At 32.9% G+C, this 22,753-nt stretch carries 20 protein-coding genes; 2 read left to right on the forward strand and 18 right to left on the reverse strand.

Annotated features, from left to right (window positions below; genetic code table 11):
* Position 1: 1 nt before the first annotated feature.
* The 3 genes from CHHT_RS05840 to CHHT_RS05850 all read right to left on the reverse strand — a co-directional run bounded on the left by CHHT_RS05840 (position 2) and on the right by CHHT_RS05850 (position 3,773).
* Positions 2-1,900: an FTR1 family iron permease gene (locus tag CHHT_RS05840; protein WP_034960818.1), complete on the reverse strand. Its 1,899-nt coding sequence runs from the start codon at positions 1,898-1,900 to the stop codon at positions 2-4.
* 259 nt (positions 1,901-2,159) lie between these two features.
* Positions 2,160-2,948, reverse strand: a complete 789-nt coding sequence (gene flgG, locus CHHT_RS05845; RefSeq protein ID WP_034960816.1) for a flagellar basal-body rod protein FlgG — start codon at positions 2,946-2,948, stop codon at positions 2,160-2,162.
* Between the two features lie 12 nt (positions 2,949-2,960).
* On the reverse strand, positions 2,961-3,773 hold the full coding sequence (locus CHHT_RS05850) for a flagellar hook-basal body protein (RefSeq protein ID WP_059425744.1): 813 nt from the start codon (positions 3,771-3,773) through the stop codon (positions 2,961-2,963).
* Between the two features lie 197 nt (positions 3,774-3,970).
* Between CHHT_RS05850 and rpoD the strand changes: the two genes are divergently transcribed.
* Positions 3,971-5,860: an RNA polymerase sigma factor RpoD gene (gene rpoD / locus CHHT_RS05855; protein ID WP_034960813.1), complete on the forward strand. Its 1,890-nt coding sequence runs from the start codon at positions 3,971-3,973 to the stop codon at positions 5,858-5,860.
* A 66-nt stretch (positions 5,861-5,926) separates the two neighbouring features.
* Here the strand turns inward: rpoD and CHHT_RS05860 are convergent, their stop codons facing one another.
* From CHHT_RS05860 to CHHT_RS05890, 7 genes are all read right to left on the reverse strand, one after another.
* Entirely contained in the window at positions 5,927-6,676 is a 750-nt protein-coding gene (locus CHHT_RS05860; protein WP_034960811.1) for a flagellin, read from the reverse strand.
* Positions 6,677-6,731: 55 nt separating this feature from the next.
* The gene (gene hisD, locus CHHT_RS05865; protein WP_034960807.1) at positions 6,732-8,018 is read right to left on the reverse strand and encodes a histidinol dehydrogenase; all 1,287 of its coding nucleotides are present in this window, start codon (positions 8,016-8,018) and stop codon (positions 6,732-6,734) included.
* Between the two features lie 11 nt (positions 8,019-8,029).
* Positions 8,030-8,857 (reverse strand): 1-aminocyclopropane-1-carboxylate deaminase, encoded by an 828-nt coding sequence (locus tag CHHT_RS05870; protein ID WP_232051111.1) that lies wholly within the window; start codon positions 8,855-8,857, stop codon positions 8,030-8,032.
* Positions 8,858-8,894: 37 nt separating this feature from the next.
* Complete coding sequence (locus CHHT_RS05875; protein WP_172506207.1) at positions 8,895-9,893, reverse strand: OmpA family protein; 999 nt, start codon at positions 9,891-9,893, stop codon at positions 8,895-8,897.
* Positions 9,886-11,199: a MotA/TolQ/ExbB proton channel family protein gene (locus CHHT_RS05880; RefSeq protein ID WP_074898770.1), complete on the reverse strand. Its 1,314-nt coding sequence runs from the start codon at positions 11,197-11,199 to the stop codon at positions 9,886-9,888. Before CHHT_RS05880 ends, CHHT_RS05875 begins: the two co-directional genes overlap by 8 nt.
* A gap of 85 nt (positions 11,200-11,284) precedes the next feature.
* The gene (gene fbaA / locus CHHT_RS05885) at positions 11,285-12,349 is read right to left on the reverse strand and encodes a class II fructose-bisphosphate aldolase (protein ID WP_034960801.1); all 1,065 of its coding nucleotides are present in this window, start codon (positions 12,347-12,349) and stop codon (positions 11,285-11,287) included.
* A 9-nt stretch (positions 12,350-12,358) separates the two neighbouring features.
* On the reverse strand, positions 12,359-13,171 hold the full coding sequence (locus CHHT_RS05890) for a peptidylprolyl isomerase (RefSeq protein WP_034960799.1): 813 nt from the start codon (positions 13,169-13,171) through the stop codon (positions 12,359-12,361).
* A 97-nt stretch (positions 13,172-13,268) separates the two neighbouring features.
* Here CHHT_RS05890 and nth point away from each other — a divergent pair, with 97 nt between their 5' ends.
* Positions 13,269-13,901, forward strand: a complete 633-nt coding sequence (nth, locus tag CHHT_RS05895) for an endonuclease III (protein WP_034960797.1) — start codon at positions 13,269-13,271, stop codon at positions 13,899-13,901.
* Here nth and CHHT_RS05900 read toward each other — a convergent pair.
* The 8 genes from CHHT_RS05900 to CHHT_RS05935 all read right to left on the reverse strand — a co-directional run bounded on the left by CHHT_RS05900 (position 13,894) and on the right by CHHT_RS05935 (position 22,720).
* Entirely contained in the window at positions 13,894-15,195 is a 1,302-nt protein-coding gene (locus tag CHHT_RS05900; RefSeq protein WP_034960796.1) for an adenosylmethionine--8-amino-7-oxononanoate transaminase, read from the reverse strand. The genes nth and CHHT_RS05900 overlap by 8 nt on opposite strands.
* Positions 15,196-15,327: 132 nt before the next feature.
* Positions 15,328-16,320, reverse strand: coding sequence for a CRISPR-associated endonuclease Cas1 (gene cas1 / locus CHHT_RS05905; protein WP_034960794.1), 993 nt, complete (start codon positions 16,318-16,320; stop codon positions 15,328-15,330).
* Between the two features lie 9 nt (positions 16,321-16,329).
* The gene (gene cas2 / locus CHHT_RS05910; protein WP_034960791.1) at positions 16,330-16,608 is read right to left on the reverse strand and encodes a CRISPR-associated endonuclease Cas2; all 279 of its coding nucleotides are present in this window, start codon (positions 16,606-16,608) and stop codon (positions 16,330-16,332) included.
* Between the two features lie 34 nt (positions 16,609-16,642).
* A complete protein-coding gene (locus CHHT_RS05915) occupies positions 16,643-17,140 on the reverse strand; it encodes a Dna2/Cas4 domain-containing protein (protein WP_034960789.1) in 498 nt (165 codons plus the stop codon).
* 5 nt (positions 17,141-17,145) lie between these two features.
* Positions 17,146-19,347, reverse strand: coding sequence for a CRISPR-associated helicase Cas3' (cas3, locus tag CHHT_RS05920; RefSeq protein WP_255199052.1), 2,202 nt, complete (start codon positions 19,345-19,347; stop codon positions 17,146-17,148).
* Positions 19,289-20,005, reverse strand: coding sequence for a CRISPR-associated protein Cas5 (cas5, locus tag CHHT_RS05925; protein WP_034960787.1), 717 nt, complete (start codon positions 20,003-20,005; stop codon positions 19,289-19,291). The genes cas3 and cas5 overlap by 59 nt, the downstream gene beginning before the upstream one ends.
* Complete coding sequence (gene cas7b / locus CHHT_RS05930; RefSeq protein WP_034960784.1) at positions 20,002-20,922, reverse strand: type I-B CRISPR-associated protein Cas7/Csh2; 921 nt, start codon at positions 20,920-20,922, stop codon at positions 20,002-20,004. Before cas7b ends, cas5 begins: the two co-directional genes overlap by 4 nt.
* Complete coding sequence (locus CHHT_RS05935) at positions 20,915-22,720, reverse strand: TM1802 family CRISPR-associated protein (protein ID WP_034960781.1); 1,806 nt, start codon at positions 22,718-22,720, stop codon at positions 20,915-20,917. The genes cas7b and CHHT_RS05935 overlap by 8 nt, the downstream gene beginning before the upstream one ends.
* Positions 22,721-22,753 lie beyond the last annotated feature (33 nt).

Below are 22,753 nucleotides of genomic sequence, written 5' to 3' on the forward strand. Positions count from 1 at the left end.
CTTATTCTCCTTTATTAAAATTTGATTCTCGTTTTTTTATTATAAAGACTCCAGATATTAAAGCTAGTATCATCAAAAATTGCGGTACTAAGCTCTCATAGTAAGGATAAATTCCAAGCCATGATATAGTAGGTATATTTTCAGCTATACTAGGCACGAAAAGCTTACCCTCTACAAGCTCCATAACTCCTTTTCCCACAAACACTATAGACATATAAAATATAATCGCAGAAGTTGCTATAAAAAACGGCTTTATAGGAATTTTCAAAGAAAATGCTTTTATGATAAAGTATGCTACGAAAAGTGCTACGACACCTACTACAAAACCTGCTCCTATCATACTAAAGTCATAACTAGAACTCGCATCAAATATCAAAGCTTGATAAAACAGCACCGTCTCTGCACCTTCTCTATATACTGCTAAAAATACGGTCCACCAAAGAGCTTTGCTATCTCCGCTACTTAGACTATCGCTGATATGACCTTGTATATAGTGACTCCATTTTTTAGCTCCAGCGTTGCTAAGTAGCCAAAATCCTACGTAAAACAGAAGTAATGTAGCCACAAGCATAACAACGCCTTCTAAGATCTCTCTGCTTTGTCCGGCCAAACTAACGCCAAATATCAAATTTATAGCATAAGCCGTCACAAAACTAAGGATAATAGCTACTCCAACTGAACTATATACTAAATTTAAATGTCCTTTATTTCCGGTTTTTATCAAATATGCAACGACTGCTGCTATAATGATAAGAGCTTCAAAACCTTCTCTTAAAATAATACTAAGAGCGTAGATAAACAGAGCCATCCCGCCTATTTCGCCACTAGTTTTTTCCAAACTAGCTTCAAGTTTTGAGTAGAGAACTTCTTGCTCAAGAGCTATTTTATCGCTACTAGCCCCACTTTTCATCAAAGAGACTATCTTGCTAAAGCTAGCTTCGGTAGCAGTTTTAAGTGGATTATCTATCGCTCCTATTTTGTTTTCCATACCGCTAGCTTCGTATTCGTCAAAATATATATCCCCAGCGTCACTTATAGCATCACTCACGTTTCCGCTCTCATAAAGCTTAAGCACGTCAGCCATTTTTTGCTTTATATTTTGCACGACAGGAGCGTAATCAACCTTTTTATCTTCTACCGCTTCGATCTGTGGTGCTAACGCGTAAGACTCTTTTGGAAGCTTATTTGCAGCAGTTTGTATAAGCTCATCTATATCTTTTATGGATTGAATAAACGTTTCTTTATTTAAATTTATATTTTCACTTATTACGACGCCCATTATCTGTTGTATCATCTGATCCATTCGCCCAGTCGCGTATCTCCTAATAGCGATCTCTAACCCAGTATTTCTATACAAATCAAATTTGATTTTATTCATAGCTGCCTTTATAGCTTGTGCATCTTTAGCATCATAGGCGCTAATGACTATTTGCAAATCAGCATTTATCTGCTTTAAAGTATCACTCCATGGATTGTCGCTCACTTCTATACCAGCAGCGCTTAGGCCATTATCTTCGCTTTTTTCTGCCACCAGCTTAACTCCGCCTTTAATAGTTGGCAAGACTTCTTTTATCTCGGCGTTTAAGTTATCTATCATAGCTTGCAAAATTTGCTCGTTTTGTGAAGCTTTTATAGCTTTTCTTATATCTCCAAATTGCTTCTCCATCGCATAAGCTTTTTTTTGACCTAAATTTATACGAATTCCGCTTTCTAAATTTTCAAAATGGCTAAAGTAGGCACTTTGGGTCAATTCTCTTGCTTCTTTGGATTTTCCATCTTTATATAGTTGCATAACATTTATAAAGATATCTTCTATACTTTTTGCTTCTTTATCGTAATCAATACCAAAAAGATGAACTTGCATAAGCATAACCAAAATAAAACTAATAATTACTTTCATAAATTTAACCTTAAAAGTATAATACTAATGAGAGTTATTCTCATAAATTGAGATGAAAATATACAATGATGAAGCTTAAAATAAGATAAATATTATAGAATTTATTGATAATAGATATTAAATTTATAATTAGGATCTTGCCCAAATATAGACATTATGGAGCAAGATCAAATAACATTGTCATCTTTAATATAAAAATAATCTACAGCACAAAGAAGTATAATAAACGCAAAAATTATAAATGAATATATCATTTTAATTATCTTTTAAGCTGATTGACTATAGAAAGCATATCATCACTCGTAGTGATAGCTTTTGAGTTTGCTTCATAAGCACGTTGTCCAGTGATAAGATCAGTCATCTCTTCAACAAGCTGTACGTTACTCATCTCAACAAAATGTTGTTTTATCTGACCAAAACCGTCAGTTCCACCATTTCCGACTACAGGAGCTCCGCTTGCCGCAGTTTCTAAAAAGTTGTTATCTCCCATAGCATGCAGTCCAGCCGGATTTATAAAATTTGCAAGTTCTATCTGCCCTATTTGTGTCATCTGTTGATTGCCCGGCTGAAGTACAGAAACGGTTCCATCAACGCCTACTGAAATCTCAGTAGCGTCAGCAGGGATATTCATCTCAGGAAGTAGCCTGTAGCCGTCGCTATTTACTATATTTCCATCGCCATCAAGCTTAAAAGCGCCATTTCTAGTATAAGCAGTGGTTCCATCTGGAAGTTGAACTTGAAAAAATCCATTGCCCGCTATTACCATATCAAGAGCATTTCCTGTTTCTTTAAAATATCCTTGAGTAAAAACTTTTGTTATAGCAGTCGGTCTAACACCAAGACCCACTTCCATACCAGTTGGGCTCATCGTCGTCGTGCTAGTAGGAGTTCCTGCATATTGCATAGTCTGATACATAAGATCTGCAAATTCGGCACGATTTTTCTTATATCCTATAGTATTTACGTTTGCGATGTTGTGTGAAGTAGTATCTATCTGCGTTTGTTGAGCTACCATTCCAGTAGCTGCGGTATAAAGTGATCTTATCATAATTTATCCTTATTATGCTTTAGCCAAAGCTAATTTATTTGTTGCTTCTTGATTTAAATCATTCATATGTGTATTCATAACCCTTTGATACATATCAACAAGCCTATTTGTTTCTATAAGTCCCACCATTTCCAAGACTGGATTTACGTTTGAAATTTGAACATATCCTTGAGCTACAGAACCACTATCCTCGACATCTCTTAATTCATTTAAATTTGGTATCGTATAAAGATTATCGCCCTCTTTTTGTAAATTTCTAATCTCTCTTGGCTGAGCCATAAAAAATCTACCTAAAGCCTCATTTTGATTATATACATTTCCGTCTTTGTCTATATTTAGAGTAGCACCCTCAGGAACTCTGATGCCTCGAACGATTGCTGGTTGATTTTCATAGTTGTTTGGCAATACTCTATATCCATCTTTTGTCACGATATAACCTTCATTGTCCAAGCTAAAAGCACCGTTTTTAGTCAGTCTCTCTCCATTTGGTGTATCTACAAGAAAAAATATATCCGATTTTCCTATAGCTACATCTAAGGGATTATTTGAAACCTTAAGTCCGCCTGAACTAAAATCCGTATATTGTTCATCTATATGAGGCACTCTATCAATAGTACGATTTAAAAATTTAGCAGCATCTTTTGTATTATTTTCTAATGGTAAAATATCTCTTGTTTCTTTAAATATTCTCTCAAAGTCAGCGATAACGACATCATCTCTTTTGTAGCCGATAGTATTGATATTTGCTAGATTATTTGTGATGACATCAAGCCTATTAAACTGTGTAACCATAGCTCCTGTTGCTTGATAATAGCCGTTTTGCATATCTTCTCCTGCGTAGATTTTCTTAACTAAATCCAGTATAAGCAACTTGTATTCCAAATTTAAAAATGATAGATTTTATACCCTTACAAAAAGTTCATTTTATATATTTTTATATATTATTAATAAAAATTTGGGTATAATCCACAATTCTTATTAATACAAATCAGATAAAATCAATACGAATAAAGGAGCTTTATATGAGTGCAGCAAAAGAGATTTTTGCACAAATTGAAGAGTTATTTAAAGAAAATTCAAAAGGATACGTAACTTTTGAAAAGCTTGTAAGACTATTTGACAAAGCTCCAACGGCTGCTGCTATAAAAAAAGTAGAAGCTTTAGCAGAGCTACACAAAATACAGCTAATCAGCGCCGTAGAAGCAGCAAAATTAAAAACATTACAAGACGCAAAAACAAAAGAAGAAGATAGATTAAAGATCATAGATAATCCGCTCGAAGAAGAAGAATTCGACCTTACTAGCGAAAACGAACTTTTAGAATGGTCTCGCTCAGACAGCCCTGTAAGAATGTACCTAAGGGAAATGGGGCAAATTTCACTGCTTACAAAAGAAGAAGAAGTAGAGATCAGCAAAAAAATAGAACTCGGAGAAGACATCATCATAGACGCGTTTTGCTCAGTTCCATATCTTATAGATTTTATTCTTGACTATAAAGAACCGCTTATAAATAGGGAACGTCGCGTAAAAGAGCTATTTAAGAGTTTTGATGAAGAAAATGACGAGAGTGAAGACGAAGATGAGAGTATAGAAGAAGAGTACGAATACGATGAAAATGATGATTCTGAAAATAAAAACTCTGCTCTTAAAAAAGTTACACCTAAAAAACTAGACAAAAGATCCGAAAAAGTCATAGAAAGCTTCAAAGCGCTTGAAAAAGCTAAAAAAGAATGGATGAAAATCGTATCTAAACAAAATATCTCAGTAGAAGAAGAATCAGATCTAACTGCTAAGCTAAATTTGACATTCAAAAAGAAAGTCCTAAAAGATAAACTTATGGATCTTGGACCTACAAGCAAACTGATCAATGAGATAGTAAAATCCATGGAAACAGCGCTAAAAAGCGATGATGACTTTGATAAAGAGCTAAAACGTTTAGAATACCGTCTTCCTATGTTTAGCCCTGAGCTTAAAAAAAATCACCAAAGCATCCTTAAAGATATCACTAAATTAAGCAAAGAAGATATCACCGCAAGAGTTCCAGAAGCCACTATGGTTTCTACTTATGTGGAGATCAAAAAGCTATTTCAGACAAAAGAGGCTAGCAAAACAGGATTTAACCTTGAACCAAAAGATCTAAAAAACGTATTAGATCAGATCAAACGCGGCAAAAACATCAGCGATGATGCAAAAGCTAGAATGGCAAAATCAAATTTAAGGCTAGTCGTAAGCATAGCCAAACGCTACACTAACCGTGGTTTGCCATTTTTGGATCTTATCCAAGAAGGAAATATAGGACTTATGAAAGCCGTAGATAAATTTGAGTACAAAAAAGGCTATAAATTTTCTACATACGCTACATGGTGGATCCGTCAAGCCATAAGCCGCGCGATAGCTGATCAAGCACGAACTATCCGCATACCTATCCATATGATAGAAACAATAAACAAAATAAATAAAATAAACAAAAAATATCTTCAAGAAGAAGGTAAAGAACCAGATGTTAGCGTCATAGCTAAAGAAGTCGGTCTAAGCGTAGATAAAGTAAAACAGGTCATAAAGATCACAAAAGAACCTATCAGTCTTGAAGCTCCTATAGGTAGTGAAGATGATGGAAAATATGGAGATTTTGTAGAGGATAAAACAACTCTTAGCCCTATGGAACAGATCTTAAAAGGCGACTTAAAAGAGCAAATAGACGACGTATTAGATCAACTAAATGATAGAGAAAAAGCCGTCATCAGAATGCGTTTTGGTTTGCTTGATGATGAGAGCGATAGAACGCTTGAAGAGATAGGAAAAGAGTTGAACGTCACAAGAGAACGTGTGCGCCAAATAGAAAGCTCAGCTATCAAAAAACTAAAACACCCAAAAGTCGGTAGAAAACTTAAAAACTATATCGAGGGAAACTAAGCTAACTCTCTAAAACAGAGATAAAAAGGCGGTTTAACCGCCTTTTACACTATACTAAAGTTATACTTATCCTAGCAAATTTGCCATTTGAGATTGTAGCATTTGCGCATTGTGAGCCATCATCATAGTCGAACTATTTATCTTTAGATTTGCATTTGTAAGATCATTTACATTATTTGCCAAATCATTATTTTGTAACTGACTTTCACTAGCTTTCGCAGATGTTATGGTGCTTAAATTTGAGTTTATACCACTCATCAAACCATTTTGTGCGCTTCCGATATCAGAACGAAGAGAATTTATACTGTCCATAAAAGATTTTATGGAATTTTGGTTATTTACATCTACTGAATTTATATTTGGAGCGCTTAAATTTATAGAAGTTACGCTATTTCCGGTATTAAAATTTAAAGTACCACCAAATATGCTATTTCCGTTATATGAAGCCGAATTTATAGAGTCAGTGATAGATGTCTTTATAGCATTTGCCTCACTGTTTATAGCCCGTCTTTCGTTTGCACCAAATGCTGCGTTATTGCTTCTAACAGATAGTTCATTTAGCCTATCTGCTCCAGAGCTTATATTTTGTAACACTCCATCTGCTATTTGAAGCATACCAATAGCATCATTCGCATTATTTACACCTTGAGACAGAGTATTTGACTGACTTAGCAAAGAGTCACCTATAACCAAATTTGCACCATCTGTTCCATTTAAAGCACGCTGTGCCGCTATATTTTCAAGAGCTTTATTTGAACTGTTTTGAGCATTATTCAAATAATAATTTTGCATACTATTTGTATTATTTACTTGCATATTTCACCTCCATTGGCGATTTATATATTTTATATCTTTATATTTAAATTTAAACTTAATTCTCATATCTAACTTTTACGGAAAGTTCATGAGCGCCCAAACCTTCGGCTTTTGCCAAATTCATACAATCTCTACCTAGTCTATCTATGGAAGCTTTATTCATAGATATGATAGAACTTTTTTTCATAAAATTGCCTACTCCAAGAGGTGAGAAAAATCTAGCACTTCCACCTGTAGGCAATGTATGGTTTGGTCCAGCTAGATAGTCACCTATCGCCTCTGGCGTAAAATGACCTAAAAATATAGCTCCAGCATGTTTAATACGTGGTAAAAAGTCAAACGCGTTGTCAGTAGCAATCTCTAAGTGTTCTACTGCTAAGGCGTTCATTAGTTCTATACTCTCATCCATATCTTTGGCTACTATTATGGCAGATTTGTTTTCTATACTAGCTCTAGCTATATTTTGACGACTAAGCGTCGGAAGTAAATTATATATTTCGTCTTTGACTTTATTTGCAAAATCAGCGTCAAAAGTCACCAAAAAGCTGCTTGCTATCTCATCATGTTCTGCTTGAGATAGTAAATCTATGGCTATATAATGAGGATTTGCCGAATTATCTGCTATGACTCCTATCTCGCTAGGTCCTGCTATCATATCTATATTTACATCACCAAATACAAGTTTTTTAGCAGTTGCGACAAAAATATTTCCAGGTCCGGTTATAACATCAACTTTCTTTATGGTTTTTGTTCCATAAGCCATAGCTCCAACGGCACTAGCACCGCCTACTTTATAGGCTTCGTTTATACCAAGAAGATGCATAGCTGCTAAAAGTAGTTCATTTACTTCACCGCCAACAGCAGGAGTGCAAACCACAATATCTTTTACACCTGCTACGATAGCTGGAACCGCGTTCATAAGCAAAGAGCTAGGATATGCTGCTTTTCCACCTGGGATATAAAGCCCAGCCCTATCTACTGCAGTAATCTTTTGTCCTAATATAGAACCGTCATCTTCAAAACTAAGCCAAGTTTTTTCCAGCTGTTTTTCATGGTAGCGTTTGATCCTTTCAAATGCTACTTGCAAAGACTCTTTTAATTCGTCGTTTATAGAGTCATAAGCATTTTTCATCTCACACCGAGTTATGGCTAGATTCGATTTTACTTCCCAGTGATCGAATTTGGCTATTTGCTCATTTAGAGCTTCATCGCCACGTTTTTTTATATCTTCTATTATGTTAGTGACTATGCCCATAACATTTTGCATATCCAAATTTGAACGATTTACCAATTTATCAAATTCAATATCGAAATTTTTATCATTACTATACAATATCTTCATAATTTCTCCTTTTAAATGCTCATTATATCATAATCTAATTTAAATTTTCGCTCATATCTAGGAATCAAACTTTCGTTTCCTATGACACCGCCTTGATGGATGTATAAAATTTCATCGCCAAATTTATCTAAATTTGACAATAAAGTTAGCCAACCTACACTATCATAAAGCAGTTCAAATTCTATATTTGTCTGTTTTTTTAGCTGAATATAAATCTCGAAAAGTTCTTTTTTTAAATCGCCAAAATGATATTTTTTAGGCGGATTGAGCACCTTTAGCTTTGAGTCTGTATCCAAATCTTTTATCTGCGAATTTAGATAAAGAGCATCACCAACACAAGGAGTAGTAAAAACATCAAACTCCGGTAAATTTTTTGATAGATAAGTCGCGCTCGTACCGGTTCCACTCGGTAAAAAAATATCAAATTTAAGCCCTTTTTTCATAGCAAAATCTCTGATCAAATTTGCTTGAGTTTTAAATCCAACCTCAGCCTCACGCATAAAAACACCCTCTTCTACAAACAAATCTTCATGTGTTTTCAAACTCAAAGCGAATTCACGACGTTTTTCATGGGTTATAAATTTCATTTTGTTACGCAAAGCATGAGCGTAGTTACCAACTGGATTTTGTAAAAGGTATGAGCTTATATGATCGCTAACATAGATAAACTCGAGATTTTTAAGTCTAGCAAATACGCTCAAACTATACATCGCATTTGACTGGTTAGAACCGTAACTAATGATGCGTTTTACACCACTTAGATCTAAATTTAAAAAATACTCAAGTTTTCTAGCCTTATTTCCGTTAAACTCACCACCTATCAAATCATCTCTAAGCACCCAAAAATCACGATCGTGAAATCTTATGCATTCAAAATTATCTATTTTTTGTCTCCAAAATATTTTTTATCTCTTGCATAGCGGATTTATCCGAAATACTAAACTTTATCTCGATCCTACGCGAAGCCTCTTTATCTTCAACACCGTTTTTATATATCAAATCACTAAAGCTTCTACCGCTTGCTATCAGGTATTTTTGGAGATCTGGATCTTTATAAAATGAGTATATAAATTTCATAACCTCATAAGCTCTTTTTTGAGAAAGCTCTAAATTATACAGATAGCTTCCATCGCTATCGGTATGTCCTTCTATGGTGATTCTATCGATATTTGGTCTTATATCGCTACTAAGTAAAACATCAAAATAAGCACCCAAAGTGCGCCTTAGATCGAACCTGGCTTCGTATTTCAATACAAACGAATTCGTATCAAAAAGCACAGAAGATGGAAGAGAAATAGAACCAGAATCACTATCTATCCTTATATCGCTTCCAAGTTTATCTTTAAGATTTGATATCACTTTTACTTTGATACCGCCAAGACTTTTTAAGCGCTCTTTTGTAGCATTTAGATCACTTAAAAGCGTATCGTATTGAGTTTGAATTTGAGCTAAATTTGCTTTTAAATTATTTATTTGGAGATCTTTTTGACTAAGCATTACGTTTAATTCTTCGTTTTCTTTATTTACCAAGCTCAAAGTGCTGTTCGTATCGCTAAGTTCTAAATTTAGCTCCCCTAATCTTTTGTTAAAAAGTTCATTTATTTCACTCAAAGCTAAATTTTGATTTTGCGTAGCTTGTAGTTTTTGCATAAAATCTCTTATAGCTTGTTCTTTTTGATTTATTTTATCATTGCTGATCTTTAAACTCTCTTCTTTTGAGTTTAAATCGAGTTTTAGACGATTTAAATCACTTTGAGTAAGGACGTACTTAACTACTATAGCGCCTATCAAAAGTATAAAAACAAACAAAAGTCCTGCCATCAAATCGGCGTAAGCTATCCAAAAATTGCTACTTTCGTCTTTGTTATCACGAATCTTCATTAGATTTTGCTTCCAATTTCTCTAAAACGACGTTTGCATCTTTATCTATCTCTTGCAAGCTTTTCTTAAGATCTTCTATGATGTATGAGCTCTCATCTTTAGATGATGATTCTTCATCAAAAACATCTCTAAACGCCTTCATACCATCTATCAGTCCGGCCTTAAAGCCGTCTAAAGCAAGAGTTTGTTTGTCTAGAATTTTAGTACTAAAATCCTCTAGGCTATTTTTAAAATTATTTATGTCTTCATCAAATGAATTTATGGCTCTTTCTAACTTAACAATCTTATCTTCGCTAGCGCTTTGCAACCTTGCATAATGCTCGCTTAAACGAATTTGTAAATCTTTTAAATTCAGATTAAACGAATGTAAGACGTTTAAGATTTCGGCATGGACTTTAACTATATCTTTTTGATCTCTTTGAGCTTTAAATAACATATCCATAGTGTGTTTTATATACTCACTACTTAGTTTTACTGCATCTTCTTCCACTCTTAGCATATTTGAGAAGCTTTGGAATTTTCTTTCTACGGTCTTATCAAGTTCATCAAAAAATTCACGCTTTCCAACATGCTCAAATATCGTACTAACTTTTTCAAAGTTTTTAAGACTCTCTTGCATATAGCGCTGCTCTATCTCTTCTTTACTCCAAAAAAATAGCTTTGTAGCATTTTTCTGTCTATTTATAAGCCTTGCAAATCTATTCATTCCAAATTTTTCAAAAAATATCCACCAAAGAGCTAAAAAAATACCATAAATCGATACGTAAAACGCTGTTCCTACGCCACTAAGCAGATATGAAATTTCGTTTTCAAGAGCAATTGTATTTGTAGAGCTAAAGTTCGGCATAGAAATAGCGATACTCAAAAAAGTGCCCAAAATTCCGAGCATAGGAAAAACCCCCGCACCGACTGCAGCGTAATTTTCATCTCTTACATCGGCCGAATATTTTTTAACAAATTCATCAAAGCTAGCATTTGATTTGCTCTCTTTTCCTATTGTTAGCAGACTTTTCATTATATAATTTTTAAGCTCTTTTTTAAACTCATCTTTTCTTTGCTCAAATACAAAGCAACCAAACTCGGCACTATGTCTAGCAAAGATCATAGCTATAAATAAAATGGCTCCCATCATTATGACTGTGTGAAGCTGGGTATTGAATTTTATAACATTGAAAAAACCAAGAAGAAAGATAGCATATATCAAGATAGGAAGAAAAATTATCTTTAAATAGACCAAAAATGCTTGCCTACTTTTTCCCTCTGGTAAAACAAGCTCATTTAAACCGTCATTTTTATCCATAAATATCCTTAAATTTATCTAAATTTAAAAATCAAAAAAATATCTAAATTTAAATAAATTTTGGTAGCAAAAAGCTACCAAAATATCAGTTTCTGCCCACGCAATTCAGGTTTTCAAAAGCTTCTAAAAGTCTTTTTATAACGCTTTCCTCACCGTTTCTTAGCCATTTTCTAGGATCATAATATTTTTTATTTGGCTTGTCTTGCCCCTCTGGATTTCCGATTTGTCCTTGCAAATAACTATGGTTAGCAGCTTCATATTCTCTTACACCGTTCCAAAATGCCCATTGAGTATCTGTATCTATGTTCATCTTTACGACACCATAACTAACGGCGTCTTTTATATCTTTTATGTCACTACCGCTACCACCGTGAAAAACGAAATTGATCGGTTTTTCATCGCTTAATCCAAATTCGTTTTTAACATAAACTTGTGAATTTTTAAGAATTTCAGGACGAAGTACGACATTTCCTGGTTTATAAACACCATGAACATTTCCAAAACTTGCAGCTATGCTAAATTTATCACTTACTTCTTTTAGTTCTTTATAAGCATAAGCAACATCACTAGGCTGGGTATATAAAAGCGAGTTATCAACACTTGTATTATCTACGCCATCTTCCTCACCACCAGTCACGCCAAGCTCTATTTCTAAGCTAATGCCTAGCTCACTTAGATCTTTTAGATATTTTTTACAAGTAAAAACGTTTTCTTTCAAACTTTCTTCGCTAAGATCAAGCATATGAGAACTAAAAAGAGGCTTCCCAAAAACTCTTTTATGCTCACGGTTTGCCTCTATAAGTCCATCTATCCACGGGAGTAGTTTTCTAGCAGCGTGATCGGTATGAAGCACGACTGGCACTCCGTATGCTTCAGCTAACAAATGCACATGCTTCGCTCCTGCCACAGCCCCCAAAATATCCGCCTTAGGACATGCTTTTCCAGCTATAAATGAAGCTCCACCGTTGCTAAATTGAATAATTACTGGCGAGTTTACTTTTTTTGCCGCTTCTAAAACCGCATTTATAGAGTTGCTTCCTACTACATTTACAGCAGGGATAGCAAAGCCTTCTTTTTTAGCGTGAGCGTAGAGTTTTGTGATATCATCACCACTTAGAACTCCAGCTTTTACAATATCCAAAACCCCCATTTTTTATCCTTATTTATACTCTATCTTAGCGTCTTTTTTAAGAGCATCTACTTTCTTTTGCATAGCAGTTTTAAACTCTTCGCTTTTTAGTTGGTTTTCTATGTTTGTTTTTACTTCATCAAAGCTAAGAGTTGTTTGATCTTTAGCATCTTCTTTGAGTATGATGTGATAACCAAATTGACTTTGTACAGGAGTTTTTGTCATCTCACCTTTTTTTAGTTTAAATGTAGCGTCTGCAAACTCAGGAACCATTTGAGAAGCTTTAAACCAACCAAGCTCGCCACCGTTTGCAGCAGAACCTTTATCTATAGATTTACTTTTAGCAAGTTCTGAGAATTTACTTTGAAGCGCATCACCTTTAAGACCATTTAGGCTTTTTATAATGTCTTTAGCTTCTTTTTCTGTTTGAACCAAAATATGTTTTGCTCTGCTTTGAGCTGGCATTACAAATTTATCTTTGTTTTTATCATAAAAATCTTTAACTTTAGCGCTATCTACTTTAAGACCGTCGAATTGTTTTTTCATCCATAAATTTATAGCAACGTTATCAGCAAGCTCATCTAAAAGTTTTTTAAACTCAGGATCTTTTTCTATACCTTCGCTTTTTGCTTGTTTTAGCATAAGTTTTCTCTCGATAACTCTAGTAACAAGATTTTTTTTCATCTCAGCAGGAATTTTATCAAGATCTGAACTATGAGCAGCGCCCAAAGCTGGAGCTAGATCAGCGTCAGTTATCTCTTCTCCATTTACTGTAGCTAAAACAGCAGCATTTAAACTAACGGCTGCAGCTAAACTTAAAGCTAAAATCATACCTTTTTTCATACATAACCCTTTAAAATAAATTTAATAAACGAATTAATTATATCCAAATACTAGTTAATATTTTTTAAAATTTACGTTTTTTAGGTAAAATTAGCCAATGCGAACAAAACAAGATATACAAAAGATCAAGAATCTATTTTTAGAAAATTTCAGCGGTGCAAAAAGTGAGCTTAAATTTAAAAATCTATACGAGCTAATAGTTTGCGTTATGCTCTCAGCTCAATGCACGGATAAAAGAGTAAATTTGATAACACCGGCACTTTTTGAGGCTTATCCAGATATAAAAGCTTTAGCCGGTGCAAATCTTAGCTCGCTTAAGATGTTTATAAACTCATGCAGCTTTTTTAACAATAAAGCTTCGAATTTAATAAAAATGGCAAAATCCGTAGTGGAAAATTTCGGCGGCGAAATTCCGCTAAACGAAAAAGACCTAACTAGTCTTGCAGGAGTCGGACAAAAGACCGCCCACGTCGTGCTTATAGAACATCAAGAAGCAAATTTGATGGCTGTAGATACTCACGTATTTAGAGTATCTCATAGGCTAAATTTAAGTAGCGCAAAAACTCCGCAAGCAACAGAGATCGATCTAAGCAAAGCGTTTAAAACAGAGCTTAACACGCTTCATCAAGCTATGGTTTTATTTGGTAGATATACTTGCAAAGCCGTGCGTCCAAGATGCGATGAATGCTTTTTACAAAGTCTTTGCAAGTGGAAAGATAAAACTATCTAAGTTTGCTTAGCAACTCATCTAACACGCTAACAACATAACAAACTTGCTCTTTTGTTATCACATAAGGCGGCATAAAATAAATAGTGTTTGCAAGAGGTCTTAGCAAAAGTCCTTTTTGCAAAGCTTGTTTGTATATCAAGTGTCCCATTCTTTTTTGCTTAAAGTTGACAAGATCAAAAGCCAGTATCATTCCTGTTTGTCTGAAGTTGTCTATGAAGTCATACTTCAAAAGCTTACTAAACTCAGATTTTATAAATTTAGATAATCCTTTGTTTTTTTCTATAACATTTTCTTTTTCAAAAATATCAAGAGTAGCGTTCGCACAAGCGCAAGCAAGCGCATTTCCGGTGTAACTGTGAGAGTGTAAAAACGCTTTGTTGCTTTCATAAGTTCCATAAAATTCATTATAAATTCGGTCACTAGTCACCACAACGCTAAGTGGAAGATAGCCACCAGTTATCCCTTTACTAAGACATAAAAAATCAGGAACTACGTCGCAAAGCTCTAGCGCAAACAAGCTTCCAGTTCTACCAAAGCCGACTGCGACTTCATCAAAAATGATATCTACATCATAGCTTTTAGCAAGTACACATGCCTTTTTAACGAAATCCGCGCTATACATATTCATATCTCCAGCACACTGAACCAAAGGCTCAAGTATAAATGCAGATAGCTGCTCGTGATGATTTTCTAAAACATTTTTTAGATCATTCAAAGCCTCTTCGTCGCTTACTTCCATACCTTTAAAGTTCATCGGCACTTTAGTTTGAACGGTTTTTATCAATATATTTTTATAGATTTTTTTGTAAAGTTCCACATCTCCAACACTAAGAGCTGCTATAGTTTCGCCATGATACGAGTTTTTTAAATTTAAAAACAGCGGTTTGTTTTTGCCAAGAAGCAAATTTTTATGATAACTCATCTTTAAAGCTATCTCTATAGCACTACTTCCATTATCGCCATAAAAGCATTTATTTAGTGGCCTAGGAAGCAAATTTATCAGTCTATTTGAAAGCTTTATAATCCCCTCATGACTAAAACCAGCCATGATCACGTGCTCTAAATTCATAGCTTGCTCACTAAGTTTTGCACTTATATATTCATTTGAATGCCCAAAGATATTTACCCACCAACTAGAGACGCAGTCGATGTACTCATTGCCATCAAAATCACTAAGCACGGCTCCCTTGCCAGATTTTATAGGAATGATAGGAAAGTTCTCGTGATCGCTCATCTGAGTGCAAGGATGCCAAATATGCTCTAAATCCAACTTTGATAGTTCTAAATTTGTCATTTTAGTCCTTTTTTGTTTAATTTTTGGTGCATTATAAAACTTGATACTAAAACTATGATAAAAAAATATCTTAAAAATAAGAGATAAATTCAGCTACTTTTGACAATATTTTTAAATTTAAAATTTCTCAAACTAAAACACAAATCCCTCGTAAGGAGAATTCTCACAAATACATTTTTTGATTTTATTTGCCTCTTTTCTGATGATTTGTCTCATCGTAAGAGTTTGTTCACCGATCTTAAAGGTCTCACAAAGCTTGCTTATCATCTGCATTTCGATCTTTTTTATAGCATCATTAGTAAAACGGATCCTACCAGCATCACTCGCAAAATCTTTAACCGTGATCTCTTTTTTATTAAGCATTGTAAATATTAAATTGTCACCAATAATAGGCTTAAAAATCTCTGCTAGATCAAGATGTAAGCTCACCGCCCTATAATTTGGCTCATGCAAAAATCCAATCCTAGGATCGAGCTCTGTTTTGTAAATTTCACTCAAGCAAACATTGTAAATTCTAGTATTTACATAGCTTATAAAACTATTTATTTTATCCAAAGGCGGACGTTTTGAGCGCACCGTAAATTTGAAACTTTTGTTATCCTTTATGATCTCATTCCAACGCTCAAAATATGCTTTTGCAAAAGCGCCTTCACAAGCCATAATTCCAGATATTTCGGTAGTTTTTTCAAGTGCTGTTATAAAAGGTTTTTCGTCAAATTCTATATCTCGTTTATGACAATTTCTAGCCGCATTTTGCATTCTAGCTTTTGTGATCTGTCTTGCTATATAGTTTCGTTTAACCAGATCATCAAATGATCTAAGCTGTTCTAAAAGTACGAATCCACTTTTATTTACCGAATTTGGGGTATTTGGATAGAAATTTCCACGAAAACTACCAAATGGACTGAAAAAATGAAGCATTATGTTTTGATCTGCTAAAAATGATAACGTATAGCTATCTATAAAAACTTTAGCAAGTAAATAAATCTCATCAACCGCATTTATAGGAATGATTTTAGTATCACAAATTTGCTCAAATTCATCAAATTTGTCAAAATATAAGTTGTCGTCTTTGCGGCGAAGCAAGCCATTGCTAAGAATAAAATGTGTTCTATCATTTTTCATTTTTAACCTTTAGCTAAAAAGTGGTTCATTTTTATCCAAACCTATAACCGTACGATGTGAATACTTTTGCGTATCAAAAGTATATATCACGATAGAGTCAAACTCCTCTACGCACGCTTTTTGAAGCTTGTTTGTAAGAGATTTCAGATCGCTTGCTCTAATCTCACCCTCAAATACGGAATACTGCACTCTAGAAAGATACTTTTCTACTAATTTTTGAACTTTTCTAGCGTTATTTTTCTCTTTTTCTTTAGCATTTTGAATATCATAAAAAAGTATCGCGTACATATTTTTCCTTTAGCTTTAGATTTATATAAAAATATCAAAAACAGTAGTCGTTATATGCACAATTTTTACAAATTTTCTTAAAACTTGCGATAGGGCATTTTGGATCATTCACCAAATTTACAAGTTCTTTTAGAATACATCTCATTTTTGTAAAATTCTCATCATTTCCATCTACATTAAGCACGGTTTTACCACAAATCACTTTTCCGCTAATAAGCTTTAGCTTTAAGTTTGTTTTTAAAATATACATATAAAATAGGAGTTGATTTACGGCAGCATCTGGATTTTTAAGCGTTTTTTTATACTCAGTGATCTGGTAATGTCCTTTTGATTTTGATAATTTATCAAATTTAAGATTTGAAAATGGAAAATCTTGTAAATTTGACTCTTTGATCTGAGATAAAGCCTTTCCAAGCAGCATATTTTCATCATCTTGTCTAGCGTGTATATGATGCGCATAAAGCCAAGCTTCACGTCTACAAGTAGTAAAATAATTCACCAAAGTTCCGCTTATTTGCTCTTCTTCAAACATATTTTCTAGCTAAAAGGGTTTTTTATAAAATTACATTTCTTAAAGCCTACGTTCTTATCATACTCACTAGCAAAACAAGGCAAGGCTTTAACTCCTTTGATAAACTCAATATCTTTTAATCCTGTTTGGATTTTACCAAAATCGTTATTTGAGATATTTATACTGCACGCCATAAGTTTTTTGATGATTTTATCTATTTTATTTAGTTTGTTAAATTTATCTAAATTTTGATTTTGTAAGTCTCGATACTCAGCCTCTAATCTATCGATGAAATCGCTTGTAGGTTCTATCACAAGCATTCTTTTGCATTTTTCGACTTCTAAGATTTCACTAATTTTTGAGTTTATAGAAGCAAACTCTAGGTTTTTTATCTCATCTTTGACATAATATGACTCTAAATTTGTATTTATTTTTTTAAAATACAAATTTGCAAAACCAAGAATTTCACTTTCGCAAAGGTCGTTTGGTTTTAAGATATCTGAGATGATAGAGTTGCTAATCTTTTGCAAATTGCCATAAATAACGTCAGAATATTTGCAGATATCATCAAAAACGTAAAGCTTTCCTTTTTTTCCTCCAAAATGTCTATTGATGCGTCCGGCCGTTTGTATGATAGAGCTGATCGGTGCGATCTCTCTAAAACCGATCTCAAAGCTCACATCAACTCCAGCTTCTATCGACTGAGTAGAGATAAGCAAAATCTTTGTATTATTTTTAGATAATTTATTTTGAATTTTAGATATAACCATTTGCTTATGCTCATCAACCATATAACTTGTTAGAGAGTAACATTCGAAGTCGTCTTTAAATTTATAGTAAAGTTCTTGGGCTTTTTCTACTGTATTTACAACTACTAAAGTATGATTTTCTTTGGCTGCTTCAGAGATCTTTTGTTCTAGAATTTCTTGATTTTTATCTATTTGCAACCAGCAAATATCATATCTTTTTTGGTTGCTAAAATAGTCTAAATTTGATATTTCTCTAAATTTATTGCTATTTATGATAGGCATAGTTGCAGACATAAATATAAAAACAGTATTCAGCTGTTCTGAAATAATCTCACAAAGCCTTAAAAAATCCATACGAATTTGATAAGGTATAGCCTGAGCCTCATCAATGATGATGACACTGTTTTTTAGCTGATTAAACTTAACATTATCTTTGTTTGAGTTGCCAAAAATAGTAAAAATAAGCTGATAGAGAGTCGTTACATTTATATCGCCGCTAAATGAATCCATGATAAATTTGATCTTAGAATATCTATCTGAGTCGATATCTTCATTTATCGTAGTTTTATGATGAATTTTAAAAATAGTATTTGTTGAGCCATAAATTTCATTAATGATATCATATGCTTGATCAATAATAGTCGTAAACGGAAGCGTGAAAATAACTCTATCTTTTTTAAATTTGAGTGCGAAATTTAACGCAGTAAGCGTTTTACCATACCCAGTCGGCGCAGTAAGCGTAAAAAGCTTATGATCTTTATCGAAATTATTTAAAACAAATTTTCTAAATTTGTCTCTTTTTTGATGAGGTTTTAAATTTTTTATATGACTTTCTAGTAGAGATAGATCTATATTTCTTGGCGTTATTTTAGAGTCACTAAAGATCGCTTCGTATTTATCACTATAAATCAAATTCGAATACAGACTCTTGAAATTTATAAAATCTTGATAATCAAACTTTTGCCTAAATTTTCTATGCATCAAAAATAATTCGATTTTTTTAGTCTTATCTTCTAGCTCATTTTTAGAAAATGCAATATTTTCATATATATCTATCATTTTTGCATTTTGGATCACTTCGTTTGCAAAATCAAGTTCTTTAACGTTTAAGCAAAAATTATCCCTGATAGCATCATATAAATTATGAACTTCACCATGATGTGATACAATCGCCAAAAAGCCAAAAACAATATCTAGATCATCACCGATATAATTTTCTAAAAATATATAAGCAGAAAGAAGTGAATGATTTTTATCTGCGATAGAAGCATTAGTATTTCGTATATATTTTTGAAATGCGATTTTTAACTTTGCTATATCATGAAATATTTTTACTTTTTTAACAAACTCAGAATCGCTCACATCGAGCATACGCCTTATATGATCGATATATAGCTTGTCTGGATGCGACCAAAACACATCAGACAAAACAGACTGTATCGCCGTCGATCTCATATATATTTCCACTATTTTTTGCATTTAAACTCTGTCCGCCGTTTATCTCAATCACAAAATCTTTAAAATCTTTAAATATCCTACCCTCTTCTACCTTACAAGCCATTCTTGATGATGTCAATCTCACGTCATAATTATCTGGCTGAAATATAAAGTCTTCTTGCAAGACAAAAGTCGCTACTTCTACTAAGCTTTTTGTAACTTTTTCACATTTTTTTATCTCTACAAATTCAAAATCAGCAATACAAAAATTTATACCCAAATAAGGCGTAAAAGCAGTTTTATGCTCTCTTAAACTCGATATAATTTTCTTTTTAAATTTATCTTCTACATTTTCTAAATTTAAAAAAATAGTATAAGACGGGGTACAAAGCAGTTCTCTATAAAACTGCTTTTTTTCGCTTGAGTTTTGATACCCTTCTTCAAGGTTAAAATTCGTAGAAAGCGCAAATTTTATACCATTAAAAACAAATATCTTTTTTCTTATCTGAGAATTTATTTTTACGCTATAAAGCAAATTTTCAAGTTCCCAGTATTCGTCAAGCCCTATCACAGCTCCAAGAAGACCCATTATAGTGGTTTTTGGAGGCACAGGATAAGTAAGACTCGAATAAATCGTAGCTGGATGAGAAAAATGTGCATAATCGCCAGTTAGCTTAAATGCAATTATATCGCCGCTCATAGCTCAAATTTAACCCATTTTTTATCGATCTGAGCTTGATTTATTATCTCAAATTCGGCCTCTGTGATATACTCTATCTTTTCTATGTTATCTGAATATTTTTTTAATTTTGTATTTAATTTATCAAAATTTACGTTAAAATCTTTGATATTTCTAAATGCCTCTTCTTCTTTTGTCGAAGTCAGCTCAATACTATTATTTAAATCTCCTGCGTAAGTATTGTCTTTATAACTTATAATCAACATAAATCTAGGCATTTGTCCCATTTTCGTACGAGTTGTTAAATTTTTTGTGCCATTCCAAAGAGCTTTGATAATCTTAGTAGCATCATTTTCGCTAAATTTGGTCTTGGCTGCATTATAATTATCCATAATTCCATAAGTCGCAAAAAATGCATACGGTAAAAAGTCCTCTTCTCTAAATGTTTTAGCATCTTTATCGGCCCCACTAGCAAATGCTCCAGTGCCTTTTATATGTTTTGTTTGCACTTTATGTAGCGACTTTGACATACGAAATTGAACTGGTCCAGTAAATGAAACTCCAGCAACTTTTATATTTTTATCTTTTTTCATCTCATCTTTATCAGAGATAGGCAAAACTCCGCCAAATGCTCTAATGTCTATAAATTTGGTTAGAATTTGATCTATTACTTCATTTTTACTTTTTTTAATATCTATATTTTGACGAATAGCATTTTTACAATCTAAAATATTTTCATCTCTTCTATATTCTTTAACAAAAACCTGATCTTCACTTTCTTTCATAAGTTCATCTCTGATAGTTCTTTTTATACGCACATCCGTTGTCTCTGCGATATTCGTCTCTTCATCTATCCTTGGAGCATTGCTATTTAGCATATCGCCATTTGGGTTAAAATTCTCGCCATCCCATAAAAATAGTATCTCTTTTTTAAGCATTTTCTTCTCCTTCTTTTTTAGTTTTAATATATTTATTAAAATCGCTTCCACCCATAGCAAATGCTAAAGCAATATAAGAGCTTTTTACTATACTTTTATCAGCCAAAGAATCTGCCAAAAAAGGCATTAATTTATCATTGATATATGTGATTGTAGAAATTGGATTTGTCTGACCGCTAATAGAGCATAATTTTCGCACTGTCTCTTCGGATTTTTTCCAAATTCTATCAAGGCTATCTTTATTTATTTGTCCGCAATTATTTAGCCATTTTGCGTAAGAGCTACTACCGTTGTTGTTTATTGCGAGTTGCCAATTTATTAAATTTGCTGAAAGCATTCCGAGTAAGTATGCACTTTTTAACGTATTGTTTTCTTTCAAAAATTCGGTGCTTTCAAAAAGATAGTCGATTTTTTGTTTTTTATCCATTTTTTCTTCCAACTTTATCTCCTTTTGTAAGATTATTTCTTCTTTCGTCGTTTTTATAGTGTTAAATAGCTCCATATAACGTTTGATAGCATCTATGCTTCTTTCGACATAATATCCATTGAAATATTTATCCCAGCTAACAAGATATGCGTAAGATTTGTTTGTAGATCCATAGTAAATAAGCTGCGCAAATTTGTCAAAAATCACATCATTGTCTAGCTTTACTCTAGATAATAATATGCTCATAATTTCTAATCTATCTTCAAATAATCTTTGAAGATAAATAAAATTATCTTTATTATCATCGTCTTTATTTTTAAAAGCTTTTACTCTTACTTTATCCATTTGCCTACTAACATGAGTTATGAAAGATGGTAAAACATCATCTATTATTAGATACAAATTTACAGCAGAATTTGATTTTTCATAAAATAAAATAGTATTTAAGATGGGTAAATTTTTTTGTGAGAATGCTGATAGTTCAAGACCTCTATGTATATAGACCTCTGCATTTGCAATTTCCGAAATATTTTTTTCTTTTTTTATCTCGCTCGAGGATTCAATTTGTACTTTTTTTAAAATTTCTAAAGCATCTTTTAAAAAATCATCATCTTTAGATAATGTTGTTGGGATTAGAGCCATTTTTAGACCATAAAAGTTGTACGACAAATTTTTATCCATAACTTCATAACCCATTTTAATAAGTTTTGCACTATCTGAGTTTAAAGGTAAAAGCCTAGATTTTATCCATTTCATCTTATCTGGAAGTTCGTTTGACGAACAAAATGCTAAATTCGCATCAGCCCCTATACCAAATTTATTTGTGAGTATGTCATATCCATTTTCTTTTACTTCCCCACCACTAGAAATATGATCTAGAAAAACTTGCTTATAATAAGCAGATATTGGTCTATTTTGGTAAGCGAGTGAAAAACAAGTGGCTGATTTATCTTTTGATTTATTTTCTTCTAAATTTGATATCTCATCTATTTTATCACTAAAATAATTTTCATCTATATTTTGAAGTATAAGCAATCTCTCATCTTTTTTAATCTCTTCATTATTAAATTTAGATAATAAATTTTTTATCGCAGTCAAGATGGATTTTATAAACTTTTTACTATCTTTTTTAATATCGTTTGGTTTAAATATATTATTTGGAAACAAATTTCCCGAATTTGCCCCTACTCCAAATCTACATATTATTAAGTCATCTTTGGATAAATTTAAATTTACCTCAATATCTCTACTATCTATATCGAAAAGATAAGTTGTAATAGATTTATACTCGAAAGCTTTATTTTTTATTTTTGCTTCATCATTTACATATATAGAGCCTATTTCGGAAAAAACCTTAGTTATATCGCCCAAATTTAACTCCTTTTTTGATTTTCGTAGTATAAC

Source organism: Campylobacter hyointestinalis subsp. hyointestinalis, from assembly GCF_013372145.1.
Taxonomy (GTDB): Bacteria; Campylobacterota; Campylobacteria; order Campylobacterales; family Campylobacteraceae; genus Campylobacter; species Campylobacter hyointestinalis.

Coding starts and splice junctions, on each gene's coding strand:
- CHHT_RS05890 (WP_034960799.1), bottom strand. CDS start 13,171: ATGAAAAAAGGTATGATTTTAGCTTTAAGTTTAGCTGCAGCCGTTAGT.
- CHHT_RS05880 (WP_074898770.1), bottom strand. CDS start 11,199: ATGGATAAAAATGACGGTTTAAATGAGCTTGTTTTACCAGAGGGAAAA.
- hisD (WP_034960807.1), bottom strand. CDS start 8,018: ATGAAGATATTGTATAGTAATGATAAAAATTTCGATATTGAATTTGAT.
- cas1 (WP_034960794.1), bottom strand. CDS start 16,320: ATGAAAAATGATAGAACACATTTTATTCTTAGCAATGGCTTGCTTCGC.
- cas3 (WP_255199052.1), bottom strand. CDS start 19,347: ATGCAAAAAATAGTGGAAATATATATGAGATCGACGGCGATACAGTCT.
- CHHT_RS05915 (WP_034960789.1), bottom strand. CDS start 17,140: ATGTTTGAAGAAGAGCAAATAAGCGGAACTTTGGTGAATTATTTTACT.
- CHHT_RS05850 (WP_059425744.1), bottom strand. CDS start 3,773: ATGCAAAACGGCTATTATCAAGCAACAGGAGCTATGGTTACACAGTTT.
- CHHT_RS05860 (WP_034960811.1), bottom strand. CDS start 6,676: ATGCAAGTAAATAATACAAATAGTATGCAAAATTATTATTTGAATAAT.
- cas5 (WP_034960787.1), bottom strand. CDS start 20,005: ATGAGCGGCGATATAATTGCATTTAAGCTAACTGGCGATTATGCACAT.
- nth (WP_034960797.1), top strand. CDS start 13,269: ATGCGAACAAAACAAGATATACAAAAGATCAAGAATCTATTTTTAGAA.
- rpoD (WP_034960813.1), top strand. CDS start 3,971: ATGAGTGCAGCAAAAGAGATTTTTGCACAAATTGAAGAGTTATTTAAA.
- flgG (WP_034960816.1), bottom strand. CDS start 2,948: ATGATAAGATCACTTTATACCGCAGCTACTGGAATGGTAGCTCAACAA.
- cas2 (WP_034960791.1), bottom strand. CDS start 16,608: ATGTACGCGATACTTTTTTATGATATTCAAAATGCTAAAGAAAAAGAG.
- CHHT_RS05840 (WP_034960818.1), bottom strand. CDS start 1,900: ATGAAAGTAATTATTAGTTTTATTTTGGTTATGCTTATGCAAGTTCAT.
- CHHT_RS05900 (WP_034960796.1), bottom strand. CDS start 15,195: ATGACAAATTTAGAACTATCAAAGTTGGATTTAGAGCATATTTGGCAT.
- cas7b (WP_034960784.1), bottom strand. CDS start 20,922: ATGCTTAAAAAAGAGATACTATTTTTATGGGATGGCGAGAATTTTAAC.
- fbaA (WP_034960801.1), bottom strand. CDS start 12,349: ATGGGGGTTTTGGATATTGTAAAAGCTGGAGTTCTAAGTGGTGATGAT.